The following is a 26,309-nucleotide window of genomic DNA, read 5'->3' on the forward strand; positions in this document are numbered from 1 at the left end:
CGCCGCCCGACCAGCGGCCCACCCATCCCGAAAGGGCACAGCGCATGGAGCAGTACGAGCCCGACAGCCTGTCCGCCGCGCAGCTGGCGGCGATACGGCGCAGCATGACGAGCGGCCGGGGCGCCCTCAGCCGTCGATCGATGCTGCGCGCGGGTGGCGTCGGCGCGCTCACCGTCGGCGGCCTCGCCGGCCTGAGCGCCTGTGGCATCCCGCCGGCCAAGCGGGAGGGCCAGGGCCCCGCGTCCATCGACGTGTCGGCCAAGGAGAAGAGCGTCGCCTTCTCCAACTGGACCGAGTACATGGACGTCAGCGAGGACGAGAAGTCCCGCCCGACCCTGGAGGCGTTCGCCCGACGCACCGGGATCAAGGTCAAGTACACCGAGGACATCAACGACAACGTCGAGTTCTTCGGCAAGATCAAGCCGCAGCTCGCGGCCGGCCAGGACACCGGCCGCGACCTGATCTGCGTCACCGACTGGCTCGCCGCCCGGATGATCCGGCTCGGCTGGGCGCAGAAGCTCGACGCCTCGAACCTGCCCCACGCGTACGCGAACCTCTCCACCCAGTTCCGCAGCCCCGACTGGGACCCGGGCCGCGCCTACTCGTACCCGTGGACGGGCATCTCCACCGTCATCGCGTACAACATCAAGGCGACCGGCGGGAAGAAGGTCGACTCGGTCACCCAGCTCCTGGACGACCCCTCCCTCAAGGGCCGGGTCGGCTTCCTCACGGAGATGCGCGACTCCGTCGGCATGACCCTGCTCGACCTCGGCAAGGACCCGGGGAAGTTCACGGACGCCGACTACGACGCGGCGATCGGGCGCCTCCAGAAGGGCGTCGACAAGAAGCAGATCCGCCGCTTCACGGGCAACGACTACACCTCCGACCTGGACAAGGGCGACCTGGCGGCCTGCCTCGCCTGGGCCGGTGACGTCATCCAGCTCCAGGCGGACAACCCGGACATCCGCTACGCGATCCCGTCCGCCGGATACATCACCTCCAGCGACAACCTGCTCGTCCCCGCGCAGTCCCGGCACAAGACGAACGCCGAGAAGCTCATCGACTACTACTACGAGCTCCCCGTCGCCGCCCAGCTCGCCGCGTACATCAACTACGTCTGCCCCGTCGACGGGGTGAAGGACGAGCTCGCCAAGATCGACCCCGAGCTCGCGAACAACACGCTGATCCTCCCGGACAAGGCCATGGCCAAGAAGTCGCACGCCTTCCGCTCGCTCACCAGCGCGGAGGAGACGGCGTACGAGGAGAAGTTCGCCAAGCTCATCGGCGCCTGAGTCCGGCCTCGTCCACCTCTCTCACTCCCCTGGGACCGCAACCCATGACTGACAAGACTGCTCACACTGGAAAGAACACGGGCGGCGGCGACGTCCGTCTCACCGGGATCAGCAAGACGTACGGCTCCTTCACCGCCGTCCACCCGCTCGACCTGACCGTCCCGCAGGGCTCCTTCTTCGCCCTCCTCGGCGCCTCCGGCTGCGGCAAGACCACCACGCTGCGCATGATCGCCGGCCTGGAGGACCCGAGCACCGGCACCGTCTTCCTCGGCGACAAGGACGTCACCGACCTCCCGCCGTACAAGCGGCCGGTCAACACCGTCTTCCAGTCCTACGCGCTCTTCCCGCACATGGACATCACCGAGAACATCGCCTTCGGCCTGCGCCGCCGCGGCATCAAGTCGGTGAAGAAGCAGGTCGACGACATGCTGGAGCTCGTCCAGCTCGGCGACAAGGCCCACCACAAGCCGCACCAGCTCTCCGGCGGCCAGCAGCAGCGCGTCGCCGTGGCCCGCGCGCTCATCAACCACCCGCAGGTGCTGCTCCTCGACGAGCCGCTCGGCGCCCTCGACCTCAAACTGCGCCGTCAGATGCAGCTGGAACTCAAGCGGATCCAGACCGAGGTCGGCATCACCTTCGTGCACGTCACCCACGACCAGGAGGAGGCCATGACCATGGCCGACCAGGTCGCGGTCATGAACGGCGGCCGGGTCGAGCAGCTCGGCGCCCCCGCCGACCTGTACGAGAACCCCCAGACCACCTTCGTCGCCAACTTCCTCGGCACCTCCAACCTCATCGAGGCCGAGGTCCTGGAGACCGGCTCGGACGTGCTCGCCACCGCCGGCGGCGGCAAGCTCCGGATCCCCGGCGACCGCTGTACCTCCGCCGTCCGCCAGGGCGGCAAGGTGCTCGTCGGCGTCCGGCCCGAGAAGATCTCGCTCGCGCACGCCGACGACGCGGGCTCGATCGCCGACGGCCGCAACCGCGTCACCGGCCGGATCGCCGACTCCTCGTTCATCGGCGTCTCCACCCAGTACGTGGTGAACTCGCCGGCGGGCGCGGAGCTCCAGGTCTACGAGCAGAACATAGAGCGCGACACCCGCCTGGTCCCCGGCGCCGAGGTCGTCCTGCACTGGAACCCGGCGCACACCTTCGGGCTCGACGCGGCGCAGGACATCGACGCGGGCGTGGAGACGGTGGAGGACGCCGGATGAGCACTCCCACGCTGACGAAGGACGCGCCTCCGACAGAGGAACCGGTTCTTCGCAAGCCTTCGACCCGCAGGCGGCTCGTCCCGTACCTGCTGCTGCTGCCCGGCATCATCTGGCTGCTCGTCTTCTTCGCGCTGCCGATGGTCTACCAGGCCTCGACCTCCGTCCAGGAGGGCAGCCTGGAAGCGGGCTTCAAGGTCACCTGGCACTTCCAGACCTATGTGGACGCCTTCACCGAGTACTGGCCGCAGCTCCTGCGCTCGGTGCTGTACGCGGGCACCGCGACCCTGCTCTGCCTGCTGCTCGGCTACCCGCTCGCGTACCTCATCGCCTTCAAGGCGGGCCGCTGGCGCAACCTGCTGCTCGTCCTGGTCATCGCGCCCTTCTTCACCAGCTTCCTCATCAGGACGCTGGCGTGGAAGACGATCCTGGCCGACGACAGCTTCGTCGTCGAACTGATGAACGCGCTGCACCTCCTGGACGTGACCAGCTGGCTCGGCTGGACCGACGGTGAACGGGTGCTGGCCACGCCGATGGCGGTGGTCTGCGGTCTCACGTACAACTACCTGCCGTTCATGATCCTGCCCCTCTACACCTCGCTGGAGCGGATCGACGGCCGGCTGCACGAGGCCGCGCAGGACCTGTACGCGTCCCCGTCCACCACCTTCCGCAAGGTGACCTTCCCGCTGTCGATGCCCGGCGTCGTCTCCGGCACCCTGCTCACCTTCATCCCGGCGAGCGGCGACTACGTCAACGCCGAACTGCTCGGCTCGACCGACACCAAGATGATCGGAAACGTCATCCAGTCGCAGTTCCTCCGCGTCCTCGACTACCCGACGGCGGCCGCGCTCTCCTTCATCCTCATGGCGATCGTCCTGGTGATCGTCAGTCTGTACATCCGCAAGGCGGGAACGGAGGACCTGGTCTGATGCGCTGGCTCCGGAAGAACCTCGTCGTCCTGGCGGGCCTGTTCACGCTCGCCTACATGATCGTGCCGAACGTCGTGGTCATGGTGTTCTCGTTCAACAAACCGAACGGGCGCTTCAACTACTCCTGGCAGCGTTTCTCGCTCGACGCCTGGAAGGACCCCTGCGGCGTCGCCGACATGTGCGAGTCGCTCTCGCTCTCGCTCCAGCTCGCCGCCTGGGCGACGCTCGGCGCGGTCGTCCTCGGCACGATGATCGCCTTCGCGCTGGTCCGCTACCGCTTCCGGGCGCGCGGCGCGATCAACTCGCTGATCTTCCTGCCGATGGCGATGCCCGAGGTCGTCATGGCCGCCTCGCTGCTCACCCTCTTCCTCAACATGGGGATCGAGCTGGGCTTCTGGACGGTCCTGATCGCCCACATCATGTTCTGCCTGTCGTTCGTCGTGACGGCGGTCAAGGCCCGGGTCATGTCCATGGACCCGCGCCTGGAGGAAGCGGCACGCGACCTCTACGCGGGACCCGCGCAGACCTTCCTGCGCGTGACCCTGCCGATCGCCGCCCCCGGCATCGCCGCCGGCGCGCTGCTCGCCTTCGCGCTCTCGTTCGACGACTTCATCATCACCAACTTCAACGCGGGTCCCGACACCGTCACCTTCCCCATGTTCGTCTGGGGCTCGGCGCAGCGCGGAACCCCCGTTCAGATCAACGTCATCGGCACCGCGATGTTCGTCCTCGCGGTACTGATGGTCGTGGCCGGGCAGATCATCGCGAACCGGCGCAAGAAAACAGCAACAGCCTGAGCAATAGGCAGCTCAGGCACCGAAGGAGTTGGAAACCATGGCCCCAGTCGCCATGCGTCTCGCTGCACAATCTCTCTCCGACGCCCAGCCCGTCCCCTTCTGGCTGGAAGACCCGGGCAAGCCCGGCGCCCTGCCCGCCCTCACCGGCACCGAGAAGTGCGATCTCCTCGTGGTCGGCGGCGGATACAGCGGACTGTGGACCGCACTCCTCGCCAAGGAGCGCGACCCCGCCAGGGATGTCGTCCTGATCGAAGGCCGCGAGGTGGGCTGGGCCGCCTCGGGCCGCAACGGAGGCTTCTGCGCCGCCTCCCTGACCCACGGCTTCGGCAACGGGCTCGCCCGCTGGCCGGGCGAGCTGCCGAAGCTGGAGGAGCTCGGCGAGCGCAACCTCGACGGCATCGAGGAGGCGGTCGCCCGCTACTCCCTGGACTGCGACTTCGAGCGCACCGGCGAGATCGACGTGGCCACCGAGCCGCACCAGGTCGAGGAACTCGCCGACATGTACGAGGAGATCGAGCGGCTCGGTCTCGCGGACGGCCTCGAACTCCTCGACCAGGACGCCGTCCGGGCCGAGGTCGACTCCCCGACCTTCCTCGGCGGCCTCTGGGACCGCCGCGGCGTCGCCATGCTCAACCCGGCGAAGCTGGCCTGGGGCCTGAAGCGGGCCTGCCTCGACCTGGGCGTACGGATCTTCGAGAACACCCCCGGTCTGGAGCTGGTCTCCTTCGGCGCCGGCATGGGCGTGCGCACCCCGTACGGCCGCGTCGTCGCCGAGAAGGTCGCGCTCGGCACCAACGTCTTCCCGTCCCTGGTCAAGCGCGTCCGGCCGTACACCGTCCCGGTCTACGACTACGCGCTGATGACCGAGCCGCTCAGCCCCGAGCAGCTCGCCTCCGTCGGCTGGAAGAACCGGCAGGGCCTCGGCGACTCCGCCAACCAGTTCCACTACTTCCGGATCACCGCCGACCACCGCATCCTCTGGGGCGGCTACGACGCGATCTATCCCTTCGGCGGCAAGCTCAACGCCGACATGGACCACCGTCCGGAGACGTACCTCAAGCTCGCCGAGCACTTCTTCCGCTGCTTCCCGCAGCTGGAGGGGCTCCGCTTCAGCCACGCCTGGGGCGGCGCGATCGACACCTGCTCGCGCTTCTCGGCCTTCTTCGGTACGGCGTACCAGGGGAAGGTGGCGTACGCGGCCGGCTTCACCGGTCTCGGCGTCGGCGCCACCCGCTTCGGCGGGGACGTGATGCTCGACCTGCTCGCGGGGGAGCGCACCGAACGCACCGAGCTGGACATGGTCCGCTCCAAGCCGATGCCGTTCCCGCCCGAGCCGATCGCCTGGGCCGGCATCGGCATCACCAAGTGGGCGCTGGCCCGCGCCGACGAGAACGGCGGCCGGCGCAACCTGTGGCTCAAGACGATGGACCGGCTGGGCCTCGGCTTCGACAGCTGAGCCCGTCGTGTGACACAGGTCACAACCGACGGGTAGCCGAACCCGCGTAAGAGGAGCCCCCGTACCCGCTCTCTCCGTGTGGACACCGCGTCCGCACGGAGAGGAGATCGTTGAGATGACCGGTACGGGGGCTTCTGGTGCCAAGAGTGCGGTGGAGTGGCTGGCCTCGGTCGCGCCCGATCCCGACGCCTGCCGGTGGGAGTGGGAGCGCAACCCGCACGGGGTCGCGCTGCTGCCCGCCGGCAGGCGCTGGGACGTGCTGATCCTGCCGGGCGAACTCGGCTACCCCACCCTCGACGTGCTGACCCGCCTCGTGGACCGCCCGGGGCCCGTCCTGGCCGACTTCGGCGAATCCCGCATCGGCTTCTTCGTCCCGCCGGGCACCGCCGCCCGCTGGATCGGCACCGGGGTGCGCAGCGCAGGCACCGGCACCTGGATCGTGGTCCCCTATCCCGGCCGGTCGACCGGCGGGGTGCGCTGGCTGGTGGCGCCGGACGGCGTGGGCACCCTCAACGACGCCTCGCTCCTGGAGCTCGCGATGCACGAGGCGGCGGGGCGGCTCGCCCGGCGTGAAGGAGGGGGCGGCGCGGTCTGACGTGGACGAACGGCGCATCGGGGAGGTCCCGGGGCGGATGAACGGCGCATCGGGGAGGTCCCGGGGGCGGACGAACGGCGAACAGAGGTCTTGACCACTTAATTGGTCTGGACCATGCTGTGGCGCGCTCCCACCTCGATTCCCCCACTCCCGGAGGCAGTTGTGGACCGCACCAGACCCCTCACCCTCCTGCTGGCGGGCGCCCTCGCCGCCGGCGGACTCATGGCGCTCACCCCCTCGGCCCAGGCCGCCGACACCGAACTCGCCCGCAACGGCGGCTTCGAGGCCGGCCTCGACGGCTGGACGTGCACGGCGGGCAGCGGCGCCGCCGTCTCCTCGCCCGTCCACGGCGGGACCAAGGCGCTCCAGGCCACCCCCGCCGGCAGCGACAACGCCCGCTGCTCCCAGACCGTCACCGTCAAGCCCAACTCCTCGTACACGCTGAGCGGTTGGGTCCGCGGCAGCTATGTCTACCTCGGCGCCACCGGCACCGGCACCACCGACGTCTCCACCTGGACCGGCTCCGCCCCCGACTGGCAGCGCCTCGCCACCACCTTCACCACCGGCGCCTCCACCACCTCGGTGACGATCTACACGCACGGCTGGTACGGCACCCCCGCCTACCAGGCCGACGACCTCTCCCTGTACGGCCCCGGCGGCGACCCGGTCCAGCTCCCGACCGCCCCCACCGGTCTCGCGGCAGGCTCCCCGACCTCCACCACCGTGCCGCTCACCTGGACCGCGGTCTCCGGCGCCACCTCGTACAACGTCTACCAGGGCGCCACCAAGGTCCAGACCGTCGCCGGCACCTCGGCCACCGCGACCGGACTCACCGCCTCCACCCCGTACACCTTCCAGGTCACCGCCGTGAACAGCGCCGGCGAGTCCCCGAAGTCCGCGGCCGTCACCGCCACCACGACCTCCGGCGGCGGAGACGGGGGCGGCGGCCTGCCCGCCCACGCGCTCGTCGGCTACCTCCACGCCAGCTTCGCCAACGGCTCCGGCTACACCCGCATGGCAGACGTCCCCGACTCCTGGGACGTCATCAACCTCGCCTTCGGCGAACCGACCTCGGTGACCTCAGGCGACATCCGCTTCGGCCTCTGCCCGGCCACCGAGTGCCCGAACGTCGAGTCGGCCGCCGAGTTCAAGGCCGCCATCAAGGCCAAGCAGGCCGCCGGCAAGAAGGTCCTCATCTCCATCGGCGGCCAGAACGGCCAGGTCCAGCTCGCCACCACCGCCGCCCGCGACACCTTCGTCTCCTCCGTCTCGAAGATCATCGACGAGTACGGCCTCGACGGCCTCGACATCGACTTCGAGGGCCACTCCCTCTCGCTCCAGACCGGCGACACCGACTTCCGGAACCCCACCACCCCGGTCATCGTCAACCTGGTCCAGGCGGTCAAGACCCTCAAGGCCAAGTACGGCGCGAAGTTCGTCCTCACCATGGCCCCGGAGACCTTCTTCGTCCAGCTCGGCTACCAGTACTACGGCTCCGGCCCCTGGGGCGGCCAGGACCCCCGCGCCGGCGCCTACCTGCCCGTCATCCACGCCCTCCGCGACGACCTCACCCTGCTGCACGTCCAGGACTACAACTCGGGCTCCATCATGGGCCTCGACAACCAGTACCACTCCATGGGCGGCGCCGACTTCCACATCGCGATGACCGACATGCTCCTCACCGGCTTCCCCGTCGCCGGCAACACCGACCGCTTCTTCCCCGCCCTGCGCGCCGACCAGGTCGCCATCGGCCTCCCCGCCTCCACCCAGGCGGGCAACGGCCACACCGCCCCCGCCGAGGTCGCCAAGGCCCTCGACTGCCTCACCAGGAAGACCAACTGCGGCACCTACCAGACCCACGGCACCTGGCCCGCCCTCCGCGGCCTCATGACCTGGTCGATCAACTGGGACCGCTACAACCAGTGGTCCTTCTCGAAGAACTTCGACGCGTACAACTGGAGCTGACGGCCAGGACCAGCAGCCCCAGGCAGAGGCTGGCCAGCACGTCCAGTGGCCAGTGGAAGCCCCGCAGGACGAGCCCGGTCCCCGTCACCGCCGTCAGTACGGCGGCGACGGGGACCAGCCGCCGGGAGACGAGGAAGGCCGCGCCGAAGTAGGCCACCATCGCGGTGGCCGTGTGCCCGGACGGGTAGTAGCCGTGGGCCCAGGGTTCGAGGGGGCCGGGACGGGCCGTCCACTCCTTCAGGGGGATCACGAGCAGCGGTACGGCCGCCATGGCGAGGCCCGCGTGGAGAGCGGCGGCGCGGCGGCCCCGCCACACGGCGTACGCCATGGCGCAGACGAGGACCGGAAGAGCGACCGTCATGTTGCCGAGGTCGGAGGCGAGTTCACTCAGACGCCGGGGGACCGAGTCCACCACCGCGCCGGACACCCGCTCGTCGAGCCTGGCCAAGGGGCCGTGGACGAGCACCTGCCAGGTCACGACGGCGAGGGCGACGAGCGCCGAGAAGAGAGCCGGCCGCCCTGGAACAGGGGGGGTGGTTCCAGGGCGGCCGAGGGGATCGGGCTGCCGCGCGCCCCGGGGGGTATGGGGCGTGCGGCCATCCGATCGGTGAGGAGTCCCGGAGCACGTGGCGCCGGTGGTGTGCGCGAAGGCACGGTGTGGACGGGGCTGGGGAGGCTCCGCCCGGGGTGTTTCTCTCATCTGCGGAAACCGTACGCCAGAGAAGAGGGGGCCGACAGCGGGAAGTACATCCCGCCATCGGCCCCCCACAGAGTCTTCACACCGTGTATGAGATCCGGGCCCTGAGGACCCGGACGGCTCAGATCTGGGCGAACGCGTTCTCGATGACGTCCATGCCCTCGTTCAGCAGGTCCTCGCCGATGACCAGCGGCGGCAGGAAGCGCAGCACGTTGCCGTAGGTGCCACAGGTCAGGACCAGCAGGCCCTCGGCGTGGCAGGCCTTCGCCAGCGCACCGGCGGCCTCCGGGTTCGGCTCCTTGGTGGCGCGGTCCTTGACCAGCTCGATGGCGATCATGGCACCGCGGCCGCGGATGTCGCCGATGGCGTCGAACTTCTCGGCCATCGCCGTCAGGCGGGCCTTCATGAGCTCCTCGATGCGCTGCGCCTTGCCGTTGAGGTCGAGCTCCTTCATCGTCTCGATGGAGCCCAGCGCGGCGGCACACGCCACCGGGTTGCCGCCGTAGGTGCCGCCCAGACCGCCGCCGTGGACGGAGTCCATGATCTCGGCGCGGCCGGTGACGGCGGCGAGCGGCAGACCGCCCGCGATGCCCTTGGCGGTGGTGATGAGGTCCGGGACGATGCCCTCGTCCTCACAGGCGAACCACTGGCCGGTACGGCAGAAGCCCGACTGGATCTCGTCCGCGACGAACACGATGCCGTTGTCGTTGGCGAACTTCACGATCGCCGGCAGGAAGCCCTTGGCCGGCTCGATGAAGCCGCCCTCGCCGAGGACCGGCTCGATGATGATCGCGGCGACGTTGTCGGCGCCGATCTGCTTCGTGATGTTGTCGATCGCCTGGGCGGCGGCCTCGGGGCCGCAGTTCTCCGGGCCGGTGGGCCAGCGGTAGCCGTAGGCGACCGGCACGCGGTAGACCTCGGGCGCGAACGGACCGAAGCCCTGCTTGTACGGCATGTTCTTCGACGTCAGCGCCATCGTCAGGTTCGTACGGCCGTGGTAGCCGTGGTCGAAGACGACGACGGCCTGGCGCTTGGTGTACGAGCGGGCGATCTTGACCGCGTTCTCGACGGCCTCGGCGCCCGAGTTGAACAGCGCGGACTTCTTGGCGTGGTCGCCCGGGGTCAGCTCGGCCAGCGCCTCGCAGACCTCCACGTAACCCTCGTACGGCGTCACCATGAAGCAGGTGTGGGTGAAGTCCTGGAGCTGCGCGGAGGCGCGGCGCACCACGGCCTCGGCGGACGCGCCGACCGAGGTCACGGCGATGCCGGAGCCGAAGTCGATCAGACGGTTGCCGTCGACGTCCTCGATGATGCCCCCGCCGGCCCGCGCGGTGAAGACGGGCAGCGTCGAGCCGACGCCACCGGCGACCGTGTCGAGACGGCGGGCCTGAAGCTCCTGCGACTTCGGGCCGGGGATGGCGGTGACGATGCGCCGCTCCTGCGGGACAGCGTTCATGCGGGGCTCCTGGGGGTGTTCTGGACGCACTTGCGGGTTTCCTCCGCAGGCTAGGCGCGCGAGGCCCCGTCAGGCATGCGCCGATCGGGAGTAGTGGGGTGCGTGTCGTTGTCCGCGATGGACATGGTCCCCTCCTCTTCCACTTCCCGGAAGCCCCCTCCCACCGATCCGCCGCACGCCTGCTCGAAACCCCTCCCCCACGCCCCACGCCCACTAGATTGACGTTGGCACAGACGCGGCGACCTGGCTGGTCAGGGGGCAGGGGTTCATGGAAACCGACGGCACGTACGAGTCACGCGACACCCGGGGAAACGCGGTCCCCCGACCGGCGGGCCCGCCGGCGGAGGCGCCGGCCCCTCAGATGCCGCAGGCCCCGTCCGCACGACCGCCCTACCAGGTACGCCCCGCAACCCCCTCCTCCCCTGCCCCGGACCCCGCTCGGGCCGGAGGCCCCGGACGACCTCCGGCCCCGCCGGACGTACCGCCCCGCCCGGCCCGCGCCCCGGGCGTACCGGCCTCCGCGTCCGTCGTCGAGTGGCTGGACGCTCCTCGCCCCGAGGCCGGCCTCGGAATCTGGCGGTTCCGGCACGTTCCGCCACCCCAGGAGAAGGTGCGGCTCGCCCCGGTCACCTTCGTCGGGATGCTGGTCCCCGCAGCCGTGGGACTGATCATCTGGTCGGCCTGGCGGCGCAACACACTCCCGTACGCGGACGTCGTGCTGCGGACCTTCACCCCGAACGACTGGTGGTACTCCCTCACCACCGCACCGAAGGGGTGGGAGGGCGTCGCGGCCCACAGCGTCTTCGACGGCGTCCTGTTCGTCGGACTCGTATGGGGGATCGGCGCCCTCGGCTCCTGGGGCAAGGTCGCCCGCTACTACCTCGGCCGGTGCCGTCCACCCTTGCGCGCCGCGCTCTCGGGCGCGGCAGCCCTGCTCGTCCTTGCGTTCGTCTTCTCCGAGCAGCTCGACCTCGGCTGGGCCCCGCTGCCCGTCGTCAACCCGGTCTTCTGCCTCCTCGCCCTGGTCACCGGCGGCTGGGACATTCCCACCTCGGTGTTCGTCCTCTACCCGGTGCGCCTGCTGATCGCGGCGGCAGCCGTCTGGCCGTTCGCCCGCGTCGGTGAGTGGGCGGGCCTCTACCGGCAGTGGCGCGCCAAGTCCACCCCCGCGGCCCCGGCCGCCGCCAGCCGGACCGAACCCGGCAGCCCCCGCTCGCAGTGGACCGAGCTCCGGGCCGCGGGCGAGCACCGGGCTGCCGACCTCCTTGCCGGTGAACTGGTCACCGGGAGGATGAACGACGTCGACTGCGCGCGCGTACGCCGTATGTGGCAGGACAGCGGCCAGGACGCCAAACGACGCTCCGTCTTCGTCGACACCGTCCTCCGGAAGGGCGCCGCAGCGGGTGCCCATCCGTCGGGCGACCGCGACCTGCCGAACCGTTCGGCCACCCACGACCTGCTCGTGGGCCAGGTCCGCGTGGGGCGGGGAGCCGTTCTCGAGCGCACCCCGCGCGCCTACCACGGTGCCGGTCTCGCGCTCGACCTCGGGCTCCTCGGCACGTCCCTCCTCGCGGTGGGCGCCTCAGGTGTGGGCAAGACCCGCTCCCTCGTCGCGCCCGTCGTCGAGTCACTCAGCCTCCAGGCGCTCACCGGCGCCTGCTCGGTCGTCGCCGTGGGCGCGGCAGGCGCCCCGCTCGGTCCCGACGAGGCCTACGACGTCGTGGTGCGACTGGGCGACCCGTCCTCCCGATACGACCTGGACCTGTACGCCGGTGCCGTCGACCCCGACGAGGCCGCGGCCTTCCTCGCCGAGGGGCTCGTCGGCGACATGGAAGGCGTGGAGACCCGGCGCGCCGCCACCGTGCTGGCCCAGCTGATCGGCCCCTACCGCGCCGCGTACGGGCATTTCCCGACCGTGCCGGTCCTGCGGGAACTGCTCGAAGCCCGCAGCGAGGCGCTCGGGGCGCTGCTCGACCTGCTGCCGGCCGACGGCGCGCAGGCGATGCGCCGCGAGCTGGAGTCCCGGATGCGCCAGGTGGGTACGGCGACCGATGTGGGGCCCGTGCTCGCGGACCGGCTCACCGCCCTGGACCGACCGGTCTTCGCCGAGTTCTTCGGAGGCGGGGCCGATGCGCGGCCCTTCTCCCTGGGCGCCGTGGCCCAGCATCCGATGCGCGTGCGGATCTGCCTGCCGGCCGGAGGCCACGAGGAGGCGGGGCGCCTGCTCACCCGGCTGCTGCTCGCCCAGTTCCAGCACGTCACCCGGGACCGCGCCGGGAGCCGGCACTTCGCGTGCCTGGTGCTCGACGACGCGGGCGGTGCGCTGACACCCGGGACCGTGCGGGCCCTCCAGCGACTGCGCCCGCAGAACGCGGGTGTCGTACTCGCCCTCCGTACGCTCGCCGAGGTGCCCGAGGCCCTGCACGGCCCGCTTCTGGCGGCCGTCGGATGCCGGATGGCGTTCACCGGGCTGCCCACCTGGGACGGCCGGGCCTTCGCCGAGGCGTGGGGCACCGAACGGGTGGAGACGACCGAGGTGGCCCATCACACGGTCTTCGCCGACCAACCGATGACCAGGGCCCTCCACGCCCTGCGCAAGCTGGTGACCGGCAAGGCCGTGACAACCGAAGCGGTCACCGTCCGTGAGGTGGAGCGGCAGCGGTGGTCGGCGTCGGAGCTCGCGCACGCGGTGCCACCGGGGCATGCCGTGCTCTCGCTCACGCATGTACGGGGCGAGCACATGCCGCCGCTGCTCGTCGACCTTCGCGGCTGACGGGGGCGGGTGCCCACCGGTCCGCGTGGCTGAGCGGGTACCCATCGGGGCTGGCACAATCGGGGGCGCCGCTCGGCTGAGCGGCGCCCCCTCGCTCAAAGGTCCGACGGTTTCACGATGCCGCCCACCCTCGCCTCGCTTGTGCAGCACTCCGCCCTGAAGCTCGTCGTCCGTGCCGGTGAGGACCGGCTCGACACGCCTGTGAGGTGGGCTCATGTGAGCGAGCTCGCCGACCCGGTTCCGTACATGGAGGGCGGGGAGCTGCTGCTGACGACGGCGCTGACGTTGGACGCGGAGGATCTGGAGGCGATGCGCCGCTACGTGCGGCGGTTGCTGGGGGCGGGGGTGGTGGGGCTGGGCTTCGCGGTGGGGGTGAACTACGAGGAGATCCCGCCGGCGTTGCTCGACGCGGCGCGGGAGGAACATCTGCCGCTCCTGGAGGTGCCGCGGAGGACGCCGTTCCTCGCGATCAGCAAGGCGGTGTCGGCGGCGATCTCCGCAGACCAGTACCGGGCGGTCACGGCGGGCTTCGAGGCGCAGCGGGAGCTGACGAGGGCGGCGCTCGCCGAGGGGCCCGAGGCGGTGGTCGCGCGGCTCGCGGCGCACGTGGACGGCTGGGCGGCGCTGTACGACACGTCAGGGACGGTGGTCGCGGTGTCGCCGGAGTGGGCGGCGCGCAGGGCTGCCCGGCTCACGGCGGACGTGGAGCGGCTCCGGGACAGGCCGGCGCCCGCGAGCGCGGTCGTCGGGGGTACGGACGACCGCGTCGAACTCCAGTCGCTGGGCACCGGGAGGCGGGTGCGCGGCGCCCTCGCGGTCGGCACGGGCGCACCCCTGGGGACCGCCGAGCGTTACGCGGTGCACTCGGCGATCGCCCTGCTCACCCTGACGACGGAACGTTCCCGCTCGCTCCAGGCCGCGGAGCAGCGGCTGGGCGCGGCGGTGCTGCAGATGATGCTGACGGGCGAGCCGGGCCACGCCCGCGCGGTGGCGGGCGACGTGTACGGCGAGCTGCTGGACGCCCCGTTCCGGGTGCTCGTCGCGGAGCCCGCCGGGGGAGAGGCGGCGGCCGAGCCTCCGCTGCCGGTGCTCGCCGAGGCCCTGGAGGCGGCGGCCGCCCGGGCGGGGGAGGCGGTCCTCGCGGTCCAGGAGGGGGAGCGGCGGCTCGTCGTCCTCGCCGCGGACGGGGGCGCGGTCGTCGCCGCCTGCGAGGGGTACGCGGAGCGGGACGCGGACGACGCGGGTGTCGTCATCGGACTGTCCGCCCCGGCCGGCCCGATCGCCGCCGCGACGGCGTTCAAGCAGGGCGAGCAGGCGCTCTCGGTGGCCCGGCGACGGGGCAGGGCGCTCGTAGAACACGAGGACCTGGCGGCGGGGTCGGTCCTCCCGCTCCTCGCCGACGACGCCGTCCGCGCCTTCGCCGACGGGATGCTGCGGGCCCTGCGGGACCACGACGCGACGGGGCGCGGCGACCTCGTCGCCTCCCTGCGCGCCTGGCTCTCCCGGCACGGCCAGTGGGACGCGGCGGCGGCGGACCTCGGCGTCCACCGGCACACCCTGCGCTACCGGATGCGCCGCGTCGAGGAGATCCTCGGCCGTTCCCTCGACGACCCGGACGTCCGCATGGAGCTGTGGCTGGCGCTGAAGGCGACGGGCGAGGGGACGGAGTAGCGGGGCGGCCGGCGCCGCTGCCGGGGTCCACCCTCCAGGGGCGGCCGCCCTCGCTCCGCGAGACCCTCGCCCCTGGAGCCTTCGCCTACCACCGCGTAGCCCCCCGCCTTCGCCTACCACTGCGTAGCCCCCGGCCTTCGCCTACCACCGCGCCGCTCCCGCCATTACCCGTCGCTGCCGCTCCCGCTCCCCCCGTCGCCCCCGTCGCCCCCGTCGCCCCCGTCGTCCCCCCGTCGCAGCCCGCGTCGTCGGCCGCTGCGGACGACCTCGCTGCCGAGCAGGGTGACGGCGGCTACGGCGCGGACCCAGCGGGGGCCGCCGCGTTCGGCCCATACGACGCAGACGCAGCCGGCGGCGGCGAGTGCGACGACGGTGATGAGAACGGAAAGGATCATGGTCTTCCCCCTTGTGGTCCTGCGGTCCCGGTCATCCTGTCACCCGGTCGCGTGGGGGCTCACGTGCGGCGGCGGGGTCCGTATCGCGGTGTCCCTGCCCGGATCCGGGCAATTTTCTTGGTCATTCGGCCGGACACTCCCTAGTCTCCTGAGCATGACAACCCCTGCCGTGGATCCGGCACCCGAGGTAGACAAGGCCGTTCCCGAAGTCCCCGCCGTGACGGCGGCGGGGCCCGCCCGCCGGATCACCGGTGCGGTGTGGGCGGCGCTGGGTGTCGTGTACGTGGTGTGGGGGTCGACGTACCTCGGCATCCGGATCGTCGTCGAGACGATGCCGCCGTTCCTGTCCTCGGGCGCCCGCTTCGTCACCGCGGGGCTGCTGCTCGTGGGGATCATCGCCTGGCGCCAGGGTCCCGCCGCGCTGAAGGTCACCCGCAGGCAGCTCGGGTCCGCGGTGCTGGTCGGTCTGCTCCTGATCCCCGGTGGCAACGGCCTGGTGGTCCTCGCAGAGACGTCCATTCCGTCGGGGCTCGCGGCGCTGCTCATCGCCGTCGTGCCGGCCTGGGTCGTCATCCTGCGCGCCGCGACCGGTGAGCGCCCCGGGACGGGGGCCGTCGGGGGCGTGCTGCTGGGGCTCGCCGGTCTCGCCGTGCTCACGCTGCCGGGCCTGAGCGGCGAGGTGCGGATCAGCGGCGTGCTCCTGGTCGTGGTGGCGACCCTGATGTGGTCGGTCGGCTCGTTCTCGTCCTCCCGCCTGCCCATGCCGAAGAACCCGTTCACGGCCAGCGCGTACGAGATGGTCGCCGGCGGTATCGCCGGGCTCCTGATCGGCCTCGTGCGCGGCGAGCAGCACGGCCTCGACGTGACCGCGATATCGGGGCGCTCGTGGGCGGCGCTCGCCTATCTGGTCCTCTTCGGTTCGCTGCTCGCGTTCACCGCGTACGCCTGGCTCCTGCAGGCCGCTCCGCTCTCGCTCGTCGCCACCTACGCCTACGTGAACCCGGTCGTCGCCGTGTTCCTCGGTGCCCTCGTCCTGAACGAGGCCCTGACCTGGCCGCTCCTGCTCGGCGGCGCGGTCGTCGTCGGCGGGGTGTGCCTGATCGTCTCGACCGAACGCCGCAGGTGACCCGGGGGTGACCCGAGGGCGAGGGGGCCGGTGGCGGGCGGGCGTCGTCGTGCCGTCGGAGCCCGCGCCGCCGCCGAAGGCCGCGCCCGGGCCCGGCCCCTTCGGCCAATTCGGACAGAGCTTCCACCCCACCACTCCACACCGGACAAGCCCACGCCCGCCGCCCCGGCCCTAACGTGTCACGAGAGCAATCGCTCGCACCATCCGAAACGGAAAGGGCCGGGACGCAATGACGACCACCCACGCCTTCTGGCTTGCCGGCCGCGAGGCCACCGGCGACGCCACCTTCGACGTCACGAACTCCTTCGACGGACGTCTGGTCGGCAAGGTCAGCGTGCCCACCGAGGCCCAGGTCGAAGAGGCCGTCGCCGCCGCGCACGCCGTCGTCGACGAGTTCGCCGCGACCCCGGCGCACGTCCGCGCGGCCGCCCTCGACCACGTGTCGAAGCGGCTCGCCGAGCGCACCGAGGAGATCGCGCTGCTGATCTCCGCCGAGAACGGCAAGCCCATCAAGTGGGCCCGCGGTGAGGTCGGCCGTGCCGTCTCCGTCTTCCGTTTCGCCGCCGAGGAGGCCCGCCGCTGGAACGCCGGCGAGGCCCAGCGTCTGGACACCGAGGCCGGCGGCGCGGGCCGCCTCGCCCTCACCCGCCGCATCCCCAAGGGCGTCGTCCTCGGCATCGCGCCGTTCAACTTCCCGCTGAACCTCAGCGCCCACAAGGTCGCCCCGGCCATCGCCGTCGGCGCCCCGATCATCCTCAAGCCGGCCCCGTCGACGCCGATCTCCTCCCTGATCCTGGGCGAGATCCTGGCCGAGACCGACCTGCCGGCCGGCTCCTGGTCGATCCTGACCGTGCCGAACGACCGCATGCCGGCCCTCGTCCAGGACGAGCGCCTCCCGGTCATCTCCTTCACCGGCTCCGACAAGGTCGGTTACGCCATCCAGCAGTCCGTGCCGCACAAGCACTGCACCCTGGAGCTCGGCGGCAACGCCGCGGCCGTCGTCCTGTCCGACTGGTCCTCCGAGGCCGACCTGGACTGGGCCGCGAGCCGCATCGCGACCTTCTCCAACTACCAGGGCGGCCAGTCCTGCATCTCCGTCCAGCGCGTGATCGTCGACTCCTCCGTCCACGACCGCCTGCTGCCGAAGATCGTCGCCGCCGTCGAGGCCCAGGTCACTGGTGACCCGTCCGACGCCGCCACCGACGTCGGCCCGCTGGTCGACGAGGCCGCCGCCCAGCGCGTCGAGTCCTGGGTCGACGAGGCCGTCGCGGCCGGCGCCAAGCTCCTCACCGGCGGCAAGCGCGAGGGCGCGACCTACGCCCCGACCGTCCTCACCGACCTTCCGGCCGGCGTCACCCTGGCCCGCGCCGAGGTCTTCGGCCCGGTCCTCACCATCGCCAAGGTCGACGGCGAGGCCGAGGCGTTCGCCGCGGTCAACGACTCGGACTTCGGCCTCCAGGCCGGTGTCTTCACCCACGACCTGCAGACGGCGTTCCGTGCCCACCGCGCCCTCGAGGTCGGCGGCGTGATCGTCGGCGACGTCCCCTCGTACCGCGCCGACCAGATGCCGTACGGCGGTGCCAAGCGCTCCGGCGTCGGCCGCGAGGGCGTCAAGTTCGCGATGGACGACTACACCTACGAGCGCGTGCTCGTCCTGACGGGCCTCGCCCTCTAAGGCGTACGCCCCACCGAACCAGGCGGTCCGAGCCCACTGTGCGGGGGCTCGGACCGTCTTTCGGCGTTCCCCGCCGCGGTGATCGGATGACGAGCTCGATCGTCTGCGACATGCCGGGACCGTAGACGCACGCGTTTCGGGCGCCGGGGCGCTTCACCGCGCGGACACCTTCGGGCCCTCCTCGCTCCCGCCGTCTTTCCGAACTCGCGGTTATCGGGTACGACGGACAGGAAGCCCCAGGAGGCGTCCATGACCGCACCCACCCAGCGGCCCAAGGTCACCGAACGCGAGGCCCGGCAGACGGCCGAGGCGGCGCGCGAGCGGGACTGGCACAAGCCGAGCTTCGCCAAGGAGCTCTTCCTCGGCCGGTTCCGGCTGGACCTCGTCCATCCCCATCCGCTCCCGGCGGACGAGGACGTACGGCGCGGAGAGGCGTTTCTCGCGACCCTGCGCGCCTTCTGCGAGAGCCGGATCGACGGCGCCCGCATCGAGCGCGAGGCCCGCATCCCCGACGAGACGATCGCCGGACTCAAGGAGATCGGCGCGCTCGGGATGAAGATCGACCCGGCGTACGGCGGCCTCGGACTCACCCAGCTGTACTACAACCGCGCGCTCGCCCTCGTCGGCTCCGCCAGCCCCGCCGTCGGCGCCCTGCTCTCCGCACACCAGTCGATCGGCGTACCGCAGCCGCTCAAGCTGTTCGGCACCCAGGAGCAGAAGGACGCGTTCCTGCCCCGGCTCGCCCGTACGGACCTCTCCGCGTTCCTGCTCACCGAGCCCGACGTCGGCTCCGACCCCGCCCGGCTGGCCACCGCCGCCGTGCCCGACGGCGACGCGTACGTCCTCGACGGGGTCAAGCTGTGGACCACCAACGGGGTGGTCGCCGACCTGCTCGTCGTGATGGCGCGCGTGCCGGTGTCCGAAGGCCACCCCGGCGGCATCACGGCGTTCGTCGTCGAGGCGGACGCCCCCGGCATCACCGTCGAGCACCGCAACTCCTTCATGGGACTGCGCGGCCTGGAGAACGGCGTCACGCGCTTCCACGGCGTCCGGGTCCCGGCGGCCCACCGCATCGGCCCCGAGGGCGCCGGCCTCAAGATCGCCCTCACCACGCTCAACACCGGCCGGCTCTCCCTCCCCGCGGCCTGCGCGGGCGCCGCCAAATGGTGCCTGAGGATCGCCCGCGAATGGTCCGCCGTGCGCGAGCAGTGGGGCAAGCCCGTCGCCCGCCACGAGGCCGTCGGCACCAAGATCTCCTTCATCGCCGCCACCGCGTTCGCCCTGGAAGCCGTCGTCGACCTCGCGTCCCAACTGGCCGACGAGGACCGCAACGACATCCGCATCGAGGCCGCCCTCGCGAAGCTGTACGGCTCCGAGAAGGCCTGGCTGATCGCCGACGAACTCGTCCAGATCCGCGGCGGCCGCGGCTACGAGACCGCCGACTCCCTCGCCGCCCGCGGCGAACGAGCCGTCCCCGCCGAGCAGGTGCTGCGCGACCTCCGCATCAACCGCATCTTCGAGGGCTCCACCGAGATCATGCACCTGCTGATCGCCCGCGAGGCCGTCGACGCCCACCTCTCCGTCGCCGGCGACCTCATCGACCCCGACACCTCCCTCGCCGACAAGGCCAGGGCCGGCGCCCGCGCCGGCGGCTTCTACGCCCGCTGGCTGCCCGGACTCGTCACCGGCCCCGGGCAACTCCCGGGGGCTTACGCGGAGTTCGGCGACCTCGCCACCCACGTCCGGTACGTCGAACGCACCTCCCGCAAACTCGCCCGCGCCACCTTCTACGCCATGTCCCGCTGGCAGGGCCGCATGGAGCTCAAGCAGGCCTTCCTCGGCCGGATCGTCGACATCGGCGCCGAACTCTTCGCCATGAGCGCCGCCTGCGTCCGCGCCGAACTCCTCCGCACCACCACCGACCACGGCCGCGAGGCCCACCAGCTCGCCGACGCCTTCTGCCGCCAGGCCCGCCTCCGCACCGACGACCTCTTCACCCACCTCTGGTCCAACACCGACGACCTCGACCGCCGGGTCGCCGACGGAGTCCTCGCCGGTCGCTACACCTGGCTGGAGGAGGGCATCGTCGACCCGGGCGACGACGGACCCTGGATCGCGGACGCCACGCCGGCGCCGTCGACCGAGGAGAACGTCCACCGCCGCATCCCCTGACCGTCCGCCGACCGGGTCGGGCGGAACGGCCGGCGGCTCGGCCGCTCGGAGCAGCCCCGATGGTCCCGGCCCGGTGCTCCTCCTAGCGTGAGAGGGGCAGGTCCACGGAACTGGCACACCAGGAGAGACCCACGATGGCGGACACCGACGCACCGGCCGAGACGGCCTCCGACGACACCACCGGCCTGGTCGGCGAGGGGGTGACCGGGGTCGCCGGCTACGCCCGTCCGGCCCACCGCGACGTCGGCCTGGAGGGGCAGACACGCGCGGGCGTGCTCGGCGTCGGCGACCCGTCCGCGCACTCCCCCGGAGTGGCCGGTTTCGGCGAGACCGGTGTGATCGGCCGCGGCTCCCTGTGCGGCGTCCGAGGCCGCGGGGCGACCGGTGTGCGGGGCGAGACCCTCTTCGCCGAAGGCGTCCACGGAGTGGCGCAGGCGACCGGCGCCGGTGTCGTCGGCGAGAGCCAGGACGGCCCCGGAGTCATCGCGCAGAGCGCCACGGACACCGGTCTGCGCGCCCAGTCCGACAAGGAGGTGGGCGGCGTCTTCAGCTCCGCCAAGGCCGCCCAGATCGAGCTCACGCCCCATCTGCCCGAGACCCCCGACTCCGCCCCGTACCTGCCCGCCGCGGGCCGGCTCGGCCAGCTCGTCGTCCTGAGCGACGACGCCGTGACCTGCCGCCTCTACCTGTGCGTGGAGGCAGCCCAGGAGGGAGCCCCCGCCAAGTGGGCTCCCGTCCAGCTGGGCGACCCGGTCGAGGGGCGCCGCTCCTAGGGGATGTCTTGTCCGTAAAGTCCCGCCTGGCCCGCGACGCCTGGCCCGCGCCCCCCCGTAGCCCTGGGCCCTGTCCGGAAAGTCCCGCCCGGCCCGCGCCTCGGCGCACGGCGTTCCGCGATGCGGGACGCCGGTCCGTCCGGCGGGACGGGACGGCAGGATGGGGGAGTGACCGTCATCGACATCCCCGGATCCAAGTCCGTCACCGCCCGCGCGCTCTTCCTCGCCGCCGCCGCGGAGGGCACCACCACCCTCCTCAGGCCGCTCGTCTCCGACGACACGGAGGGCTTCGCCGAGGGCCTCACCGCCCTGGGCTACGCCGTCCGCCGCGAGGCCGACGCCTGGCAGATCGAGGGCCGTCCCGCGGGACCCGGCGCGGACTCCGCCGACGTCTACTGCCGCGACGGTGCCACCACCGCCCGGTTCCTGCCCACCCTCGCCGCCGCGGGCCACGGCACCTACCGCTTCGACGCCTCGGCGCAGATGCGGCGACGGCCGCTCGCCCCGCTGACGGCGGCCCTGCGCACCCTCGGCGTCGATCTGCGGCACGGCGAGAAGGAGGGGCACCACCCGCTGAGCGTCCACGCCCACGGCGTGAAGGGCGGGGCGCTCACCCTCGACGCGGGCCAGTCCTCCCAGTACCTGACGGCCCTGCTCATGCTGGGCCCGCTCACCGCGGAGGGCCTCGACATCACCGTCACGGACCTGGTCTCGGAGCCGTACGTCGAGATCACGCTGGCGATGATGCGGAGCTTCGGCGCGGAGGTCACGAGGGAGGACGGCCGGGAGGGGCGCACGTACCGGGTGGCTCCCACCGGCTACCGGGCGCGGACGTACGGCATCGAGCCCGACGCCTCCACCGCCAGCTACTTCTTCGCCGCCGCCGCCGCCCTCGGGCCGGGCCGGGCCGTCACCGTCCCCGGCCTCGGCACCGGCGCCCTCCAGGGCGACCTGGCGTTCGTCGACGTGCTGCGCCGCATGGGAGCCGACGTCGAGATCGGCGACACCGCGACGACCGTCCGGTCCACCGGCGGGCTGCGCGGCCTGACGGTCAACATGCGGGACATCTCGGACACGATGCCGACGCTGGCCGCCATCGCGCCGTTCGCCGACGGCACGGTCCGCATCGAGGACGTGGCGAACACCCGGGTCAAGGAGTGCGACCGGCTCGACGCCTGCGCGGAGAACCTCCGCCGCCTCGGCGTCACCGTGCGGACCGGCCCGGACTGGATCGAGATCGACCCCGGCACCCCCGTCGGACCGGCCGAGATCGCCACCCACGGCGACCACCGGATCGTCATGTCGTTCGCGGTGACGGCGCTGCGCACGCCCGGCATCACCTTCGACGACCCGGGATGCGTGAAGAAGACGTTCCCCGATTTCCACCGGTCCTTCGACAGCTTTGTCCGTACGGCGTGAAGGCCACGCCCCGCAAACACCGCACCCCGTGAGGACCGCACAGTCTTTGCGGCAAGAATGGGGGGCATGAGCGACCGCCCCTCTCCTCTCGCCGACCCGCACATCGCCTTCGACGTATCCGAAGGACGCCGGGACATCGTCGTCCTCGGCTCGACCGGGTCCATCGGCACGCAGGCCATCGACCTGGTGCTGCGCAACCCCGACCGTTTCCGGGTCACCGCCCTGGCCGCTTCCGGCGGCCGGGTCGGACTGCTCGCCGAGCAGGCGCACCGGTTGCAGGTCACGGCGGTCGCCGTCGCCCGGGAGGAGGTGCTGCCGGAGCTGCGGGACGCGCTGAAGGCGCTGTACGGCCCGGAACCGCTGCCGGAGCTCCTGGCGGGCCCGGACGCGGCGACCCGGCTGGCGGCCTCGCCGTGCCACACGGTGCTCAACGGCATCACCGGCTCCATCGGTCTCGCGCCGACGCTCGCGGCCCTCGAAGCCGGCCGTACGCTCGCCCTCGCCAACAAGGAGTCGCTGATCGTCGGCGGCCCGCTGGTGAAGGCGCTCGCCAAGCCGGGGCAGATCATCCCGGTCGACTCCGAGCACGCGGCCCTCTTCCAGGCGCTCGCCGCCGGCACCCGCGCCGACGTCCGCAAGCTGGTCGTCACGGCCTCCGGCGGCCCGTTCCGCGGTCGTACGAGGGAGCAGCTGGCCGACGTCACCCGCGAGGACGCGCTCGCCCACCCGACCTGGGCGATGGGCCCGGTGATCACGGTCAACAGCGCGACCCTGGTGAACAAGGGCCTGGAAGTCATCGAGGCCCACCTGCTCTACGACATCCCCTTCGACCGCATCGAGGTCGTCGTCCACCCCCAGTCGTACGTCCACTCGATGGTCGAGTTCTCGGACGGTTCGACGCTCGCCCAGGCGACCCCGCCGGACATGCGCGGCCCGATCGCCATCGGCATCGGCTGGCCGGAGCGGGTCCCGGACGCGGCCCCGGCCTTCGACTGGACCAAGGCGTCCACCTGGGAGTTCTTCCCGCTCGACACGGAGGCCTTCCCGTCCGTCGGCCTGGCCCGGCACGTCGGCACGCTGGGCGGCACGGCCCCCGCCGTCTTCAACGCGGCGAACGAGGAGTGCGTCGAGGCGTTTCTCGCCGGGCGGCTGCCGTTCAACGGAATCATGGATACCGTCACTGCGGTCGTCACGGAGCACGGCACCCCCGCCAAGGGAACCTCGCTCACCGTGTCGGACGTCCTCGAAGCGGAGACCTGGGCACGGGCCCGGGCCCGTGAGCTCGCAGCGAAGGCAACAGCGGAGGCCCGCGCATGACCGAAATGCTCCTGTACGCCCTGGGCATCGTGCTGTTCGCCCTCGGCCTCCTCGTCTCCATCGCGTGGCACGAGCTCGGGCACCTGTCCACGGCCAAGCTCTTCGGCATCCGCGTGCCGCAGTACATGGTGGGCTTCGGCCCCACCATCTGGTCGAAGAAGCGCGGCGACACCGAGTACGGCATCAAGGCCATCCCGGCCGGCGGCTACATCCGCATGATCGGCATGTTCCCGCCCGGCGAGGACGGCAAGATCGAGGCCCGCTCCACCTCGCCCTGGCGCTCCATGATCGAGGACGCCCGGGAGGCCTCGTACGAGGAGCTGGAGCCCGGCGACGAGACCCGCCTCTTCTACACGCGCAAGCCGTGGAAGCGCGTCATCGTGATGTTCGCCGGACCGTTCATGAACCTGGTCCTCGCGGCGGCGCTGTTCTTCGGCTCGATGATGACGCTGGGGGTCGCGGGCCCGACGACCCAGGTCGCGGGCGTCCAGAAGTGCGTCCTCAAGCTGAGCGACGAGCGCAAGGAGTGCCGGGCGGGCGACCCGGTCTCCCCGGCGTTCGCGGCCGGCCTCAAGGACGGGGACAAGATCCTCGCCCTGAACGGCCGGACGGTGAACGACTGGGACACCCTCTCGGACGCCATCCGCTCCGCCGACATCGGCCCCGCCACGCTCACCGTCGAGCGCGGCGGGCAGCGGGTCGACCTGCACCCCACCCTCGTCCGCAACGACGTCGAGAAGAAGGACGCCGACGGCAACGTCGTCCGGCCGGTCCAGTACGTCAAGGCCGGCTACCTCGGCTTCCAGCCGAAGTCCGAGGTCGCGCCCCTCACCTTCGGCGAGACCACCGAGCGGATGACCGACCTCCTGGAGAACGGCGTCCACTCGGTCATCGCCCTCCCGGGCAAGATCCCCGGGCTGTGGGACGCCACCTTCGGCGACGGCGAGCGCGCCGAGGACTCCCCGGTGGGCGTGCTCGGCGCCGCCAGGATCACCGGCGAGCTGATGACCGTCGAGGCGCCGCCGACGACGATCCTCGTGATGTTCATGAACCTGCTGGTCATGTTCAACGTCTCGCTGTTCCTGTTCAACATGCTCCCGCTGCTGCCGCTCGACGGCGGCCACATCGCGGGCGCCCTGTGGGAGTCCGTACGCCGCCACACGGCCCGGATCTTCAAGCGCCCCGACCCGGGCCCGTTCGACGTGGCCAAGCTGATGCCCGCCGCCTACGTGGTGGCCGGCGTCTTCGTCTGCTTCACCCTGCTCGTCCTCGCCGCCGACATCGTCAACCCGGTGAAGATCACGTAGCTCCCAGGGGGGCCGGACCCGATGGTGTCCGGCCTCCCGCGCCCGGGGCGGTAACCTCGGAGACCTGAGCCCGCCGACGCACAACCTTGAGGTTGCACAGAAGATGACCGCGATTTCTCTCGGTATCCCGACCGTCCCGACCCGGCTCGCCGAGCGGCGCAAGAGCCGTCAGATCCAGGTCGGCAGCGTGGCCGTCGGCGGTGACGCCCCCGTCTCCGTGCAGTCGATGACCACGACCCGCACGTCCGACATCGGCGCCACGCTCCAGCAGATCGCCGAGCTCACCGCCTCCGGCTGCCAGATCGTCCGCGTCGCCTGTCCCACCCAGGACGACGCCGACGCGCTCGCCACGATCGCCCGGAAGTCGTCGATCCCGGTCATCGCCGACATCCACTTCCAGCCGAAGTACGTCTTCGCCGCGATCGACGCCGGCTGTGCGGCCGTCCGCGTCAACCCGGGCAACATCAAGCAGTTCGACGACAAGGTCAAGGAGATCGCCAAGGCGGCCTCCGACGCCGGCACCCCGATCCGCATCGGCGTCAACGCGGGCTCCCTCGACGCGCGGCTCCTGAAGAAGTACGGCAGGGCCACCCCCGAGGCCCTCGTCGAGTCGGCGCTCTGGGAGGCGTCCCTCTTCGAGGAGCACGGCTTCCGCGACATCAAGATCTCGGTCAAGCACAACGACCCGGTCGTCATGGTCGAGGCCTACCGCCAGCTCGCCGCCCAGTCCGACTACCCGCTGCACCTCGGCGTCACCGAGGCGGGCCCGGCCTTCCAGGGCACCATCAAGTCGGCCGTCGCCTTCGGCGCCCTGCTCTCCCAGGGCATCGGCGACACCATCCGCGTCTCGCTCTCCGCGCCGCCGGCCGAGGAGATCAAGGTCGGCATCCAGATCCTGGAGTCGCTGAACCTGCGCCAGCGCCGCCTGGAGATCGTCTCCTGCCCGTCCTGCGGCCGCGCCCAGGTCGACGTCTACAAGCTCGCCGAGGAGGTCACCGCCGGCCTCGACGGCATGACCGTCCCGCTGCGCGTCGCCGTCATGGGCTGCGTCGTCAACGGCCCCGGCGAGGCCCGCGAGGCCGACCTCGGCGTCGCCTCCGGCAACGGCAAGGGCCAGATCTTCGTGAAGGGCGAGGTCATCAAGACCGTCCCCGAGTCGAAGATCGTCGAGACCCTCATCGAAGAGGCGCTCAAGATCGCCGAGCAGATGGAGAAGGACGGCATCGCCAGCGGCGAGCCGACCGTCGCCATCGGCGCCTGACACCGCGGACTCCCGGGGAGGC

The 26,309-nt window shown here is 71.7% G+C and carries 20 protein-coding genes; 17 read left to right on the forward strand and 3 right to left on the reverse strand.

Annotation, left to right across the window (positions count from 1 at the left end; genetic code table 11):
* The first annotated feature begins 44 nt into the window (after positions 1-44).
* The 7 genes from MRBLMG1_RS14455 (at position 45) to MRBLMG1_RS14485 (ending at position 8,245) form a co-directional block, all read left to right on the forward strand.
* A complete protein-coding gene (locus MRBLMG1_RS14455; RefSeq protein WP_367824297.1) occupies positions 45-1,292 on the forward strand; it encodes an ABC transporter substrate-binding protein in 1,248 nt (415 codons plus the stop codon).
* A 44-nt stretch (positions 1,293-1,336) separates the two neighbouring features.
* Complete coding sequence (locus MRBLMG1_RS14460) at positions 1,337-2,506, forward strand: ABC transporter ATP-binding protein (protein ID WP_367824299.1); 1,170 nt, start codon at positions 1,337-1,339, stop codon at positions 2,504-2,506.
* Positions 2,503-3,432, forward strand: a complete 930-nt coding sequence (locus MRBLMG1_RS14465) for an ABC transporter permease (protein WP_367824301.1) — start codon at positions 2,503-2,505, stop codon at positions 3,430-3,432. The genes MRBLMG1_RS14460 and MRBLMG1_RS14465 overlap by 4 nt, the downstream gene beginning before the upstream one ends.
* Positions 3,432-4,229, forward strand: coding sequence for an ABC transporter permease (locus MRBLMG1_RS14470; RefSeq protein ID WP_367824303.1), 798 nt, complete (start codon positions 3,432-3,434; stop codon positions 4,227-4,229). The genes MRBLMG1_RS14465 and MRBLMG1_RS14470 overlap by 1 nt, the downstream gene beginning before the upstream one ends.
* Positions 4,230-4,266: 37 nt before the next feature.
* Positions 4,267-5,685: an NAD(P)/FAD-dependent oxidoreductase gene (locus MRBLMG1_RS14475; RefSeq protein WP_367824305.1), complete on the forward strand. Its 1,419-nt coding sequence runs from the start codon at positions 4,267-4,269 to the stop codon at positions 5,683-5,685.
* Positions 5,686-5,800: 115 nt separating this feature from the next.
* A complete protein-coding gene (locus MRBLMG1_RS14480) occupies positions 5,801-6,280 on the forward strand; it encodes a hypothetical protein (protein ID WP_367824307.1) in 480 nt (159 codons plus the stop codon).
* Between the two features lie 222 nt (positions 6,281-6,502).
* Positions 6,503-8,245, forward strand: coding sequence for a chitinase (locus MRBLMG1_RS14485; protein WP_367824352.1), 1,743 nt, complete (start codon positions 6,503-6,505; stop codon positions 8,243-8,245).
* Here MRBLMG1_RS14485 and MRBLMG1_RS14490 read toward each other — a convergent pair.
* Together MRBLMG1_RS14490 and gabT are read right to left on the reverse strand one after the other, a co-directional pair.
* Positions 8,181-8,945 carry a phosphatase PAP2 family protein gene (locus MRBLMG1_RS14490; protein ID WP_367824309.1) on the reverse strand — a complete coding sequence of 255 codons (765 nt, stop codon included), beginning with the start codon at positions 8,943-8,945 and terminating at the stop codon, positions 8,181-8,183. The two genes, MRBLMG1_RS14485 and MRBLMG1_RS14490, sit on opposite strands and share 65 nt — an antisense overlap.
* Before the next feature lie 118 nt (positions 8,946-9,063).
* Complete coding sequence (gabT, locus tag MRBLMG1_RS14495; protein WP_367824311.1) at positions 9,064-10,398, reverse strand: 4-aminobutyrate--2-oxoglutarate transaminase; 1,335 nt, start codon at positions 10,396-10,398, stop codon at positions 9,064-9,066.
* Positions 10,399-11,038: 640 nt separating this feature from the next.
* On the opposite strand from gabT, the gene MRBLMG1_RS14500 reads away from it, so the two are divergent.
* The gene (locus MRBLMG1_RS14500) at positions 11,039-13,171 is read left to right on the forward strand and encodes an ATP/GTP-binding protein (protein ID WP_367824313.1); all 2,133 of its coding nucleotides are present in this window, start codon (positions 11,039-11,041) and stop codon (positions 13,169-13,171) included.
* A gap of 117 nt (positions 13,172-13,288) precedes the next feature.
* A complete protein-coding gene (locus MRBLMG1_RS14505) occupies positions 13,289-14,842 on the forward strand; it encodes a PucR family transcriptional regulator (RefSeq protein ID WP_367824315.1) in 1,554 nt (517 codons plus the stop codon).
* Positions 14,843-15,006: 164 nt separating this feature from the next.
* Here the strand turns inward: MRBLMG1_RS14505 and MRBLMG1_RS14510 are convergent, their stop codons facing one another.
* Positions 15,007-15,237 carry a hypothetical protein gene (locus MRBLMG1_RS14510; RefSeq protein WP_367824316.1) on the reverse strand — a complete coding sequence of 77 codons (231 nt, stop codon included), beginning with the start codon at positions 15,235-15,237 and terminating at the stop codon, positions 15,007-15,009.
* A 154-nt stretch (positions 15,238-15,391) separates the two neighbouring features.
* Between MRBLMG1_RS14510 and MRBLMG1_RS14515 the strand changes: the two genes are divergently transcribed.
* The 8 genes from MRBLMG1_RS14515 to ispG all read left to right on the forward strand — a co-directional run bounded on the left by MRBLMG1_RS14515 (position 15,392) and on the right by ispG (position 26,287).
* The gene (locus tag MRBLMG1_RS14515; RefSeq protein WP_367824318.1) at positions 15,392-16,363 is read left to right on the forward strand and encodes an EamA family transporter; all 972 of its coding nucleotides are present in this window, start codon (positions 15,392-15,394) and stop codon (positions 16,361-16,363) included.
* A 229-nt stretch (positions 16,364-16,592) separates the two neighbouring features.
* Complete coding sequence (locus MRBLMG1_RS14520; RefSeq protein ID WP_367824319.1) at positions 16,593-18,038, forward strand: aldehyde dehydrogenase family protein; 1,446 nt, start codon at positions 16,593-16,595, stop codon at positions 18,036-18,038.
* A 249-nt stretch (positions 18,039-18,287) separates the two neighbouring features.
* Entirely contained in the window at positions 18,288-20,210 is a 1,923-nt protein-coding gene (locus MRBLMG1_RS14525; RefSeq protein WP_367824321.1) for an acyl-CoA dehydrogenase family protein, read from the forward strand.
* A 134-nt stretch (positions 20,211-20,344) separates the two neighbouring features.
* The gene (locus tag MRBLMG1_RS14530; RefSeq protein WP_367824323.1) at positions 20,345-20,983 is read left to right on the forward strand and encodes a PE-PGRS family protein; all 639 of its coding nucleotides are present in this window, start codon (positions 20,345-20,347) and stop codon (positions 20,981-20,983) included.
* Positions 20,984-21,151: 168 nt separating this feature from the next.
* The gene (gene aroA, locus MRBLMG1_RS14535; protein WP_367824325.1) at positions 21,152-22,402 is read left to right on the forward strand and encodes a 3-phosphoshikimate 1-carboxyvinyltransferase; all 1,251 of its coding nucleotides are present in this window, start codon (positions 21,152-21,154) and stop codon (positions 22,400-22,402) included.
* A 66-nt stretch (positions 22,403-22,468) separates the two neighbouring features.
* Positions 22,469-23,719, forward strand: a complete 1,251-nt coding sequence (dxr, locus tag MRBLMG1_RS14540; RefSeq protein ID WP_367824327.1) for a 1-deoxy-D-xylulose-5-phosphate reductoisomerase — start codon at positions 22,469-22,471, stop codon at positions 23,717-23,719.
* Positions 23,716-25,026 (forward strand): M50 family metallopeptidase, encoded by a 1,311-nt coding sequence (locus MRBLMG1_RS14545; RefSeq protein WP_367824328.1) that lies wholly within the window; start codon positions 23,716-23,718, stop codon positions 25,024-25,026. Before dxr ends, MRBLMG1_RS14545 begins: the two co-directional genes overlap by 4 nt.
* A 103-nt stretch (positions 25,027-25,129) precedes the next feature.
* On the forward strand, positions 25,130-26,287 hold the full coding sequence (gene ispG, locus MRBLMG1_RS14550; protein ID WP_367824329.1) for a flavodoxin-dependent (E)-4-hydroxy-3-methylbut-2-enyl-diphosphate synthase: 1,158 nt from the start codon (positions 25,130-25,132) through the stop codon (positions 26,285-26,287).
* The last annotated feature ends 22 nt before the right edge of the window (positions 26,288-26,309 follow it).

Origin of the sequence: Streptomyces sp. LMG1-1-1.1, from assembly GCF_040815545.1 — a bacterium.
Lineage (GTDB): Bacteria > Actinomycetota > Actinomycetes > Streptomycetales > Streptomycetaceae > Streptomyces.

What these genes read in the sequence shown, in the direction of transcription:
- MRBLMG1_RS14455 (WP_367824297.1), top strand. Translation starts at nt 45, where the DNA reads ATGGAGCAGTACGAGCCCGACAGCCTGTCCGCCGCGCAGCTGGCGGCG.
- MRBLMG1_RS14460 (WP_367824299.1), top strand. Translation starts at nt 1,337, where the DNA reads ATGACTGACAAGACTGCTCACACTGGAAAGAACACGGGCGGCGGCGAC.
- MRBLMG1_RS14465 (WP_367824301.1), top strand. Translation starts at nt 2,503, where the DNA reads ATGAGCACTCCCACGCTGACGAAGGACGCGCCTCCGACAGAGGAACCG.
- MRBLMG1_RS14470 (WP_367824303.1), top strand. Translation starts at nt 3,432, where the DNA reads ATGCGCTGGCTCCGGAAGAACCTCGTCGTCCTGGCGGGCCTGTTCACG.
- MRBLMG1_RS14475 (WP_367824305.1), top strand. Translation starts at nt 4,267, where the DNA reads ATGGCCCCAGTCGCCATGCGTCTCGCTGCACAATCTCTCTCCGACGCC.
- MRBLMG1_RS14480 (WP_367824307.1), top strand. Translation starts at nt 5,801, where the DNA reads ATGACCGGTACGGGGGCTTCTGGTGCCAAGAGTGCGGTGGAGTGGCTG.
- MRBLMG1_RS14485 (WP_367824352.1), top strand. Translation starts at nt 6,503, where the DNA reads ATGGCGCTCACCCCCTCGGCCCAGGCCGCCGACACCGAACTCGCCCGC.
- MRBLMG1_RS14490 (WP_367824309.1), bottom strand. Translation starts at nt 8,945, where the DNA reads ATGAGAGAAACACCCCGGGCGGAGCCTCCCCAGCCCCGTCCACACCGT.
- gabT (WP_367824311.1), bottom strand. Translation starts at nt 10,398, where the DNA reads ATGAACGCTGTCCCGCAGGAGCGGCGCATCGTCACCGCCATCCCCGGC.
- MRBLMG1_RS14500 (WP_367824313.1), top strand. Translation starts at nt 11,039, where the DNA reads ATGCTGGTCCCCGCAGCCGTGGGACTGATCATCTGGTCGGCCTGGCGG.
- MRBLMG1_RS14505 (WP_367824315.1), top strand. Translation starts at nt 13,289, where the DNA reads ATGCCGCCCACCCTCGCCTCGCTTGTGCAGCACTCCGCCCTGAAGCTC.
- MRBLMG1_RS14510 (WP_367824316.1), bottom strand. Translation starts at nt 15,237, where the DNA reads ATGATCCTTTCCGTTCTCATCACCGTCGTCGCACTCGCCGCCGCCGGC.
- MRBLMG1_RS14515 (WP_367824318.1), top strand. Translation starts at nt 15,392, where the DNA reads ATGACAACCCCTGCCGTGGATCCGGCACCCGAGGTAGACAAGGCCGTT.
- MRBLMG1_RS14520 (WP_367824319.1), top strand. Translation starts at nt 16,593, where the DNA reads ATGACGACCACCCACGCCTTCTGGCTTGCCGGCCGCGAGGCCACCGGC.
- MRBLMG1_RS14525 (WP_367824321.1), top strand. Translation starts at nt 18,288, where the DNA reads ATGACCGCACCCACCCAGCGGCCCAAGGTCACCGAACGCGAGGCCCGG.
- MRBLMG1_RS14530 (WP_367824323.1), top strand. Translation starts at nt 20,345, where the DNA reads ATGGCGGACACCGACGCACCGGCCGAGACGGCCTCCGACGACACCACC.
- dxr (WP_367824327.1), top strand. Translation starts at nt 22,469, where the DNA reads ATGAGCGACCGCCCCTCTCCTCTCGCCGACCCGCACATCGCCTTCGAC.
- MRBLMG1_RS14545 (WP_367824328.1), top strand. Translation starts at nt 23,716, where the DNA reads ATGACCGAAATGCTCCTGTACGCCCTGGGCATCGTGCTGTTCGCCCTC.
- ispG (WP_367824329.1), top strand. Translation starts at nt 25,130, where the DNA reads ATGACCGCGATTTCTCTCGGTATCCCGACCGTCCCGACCCGGCTCGCC.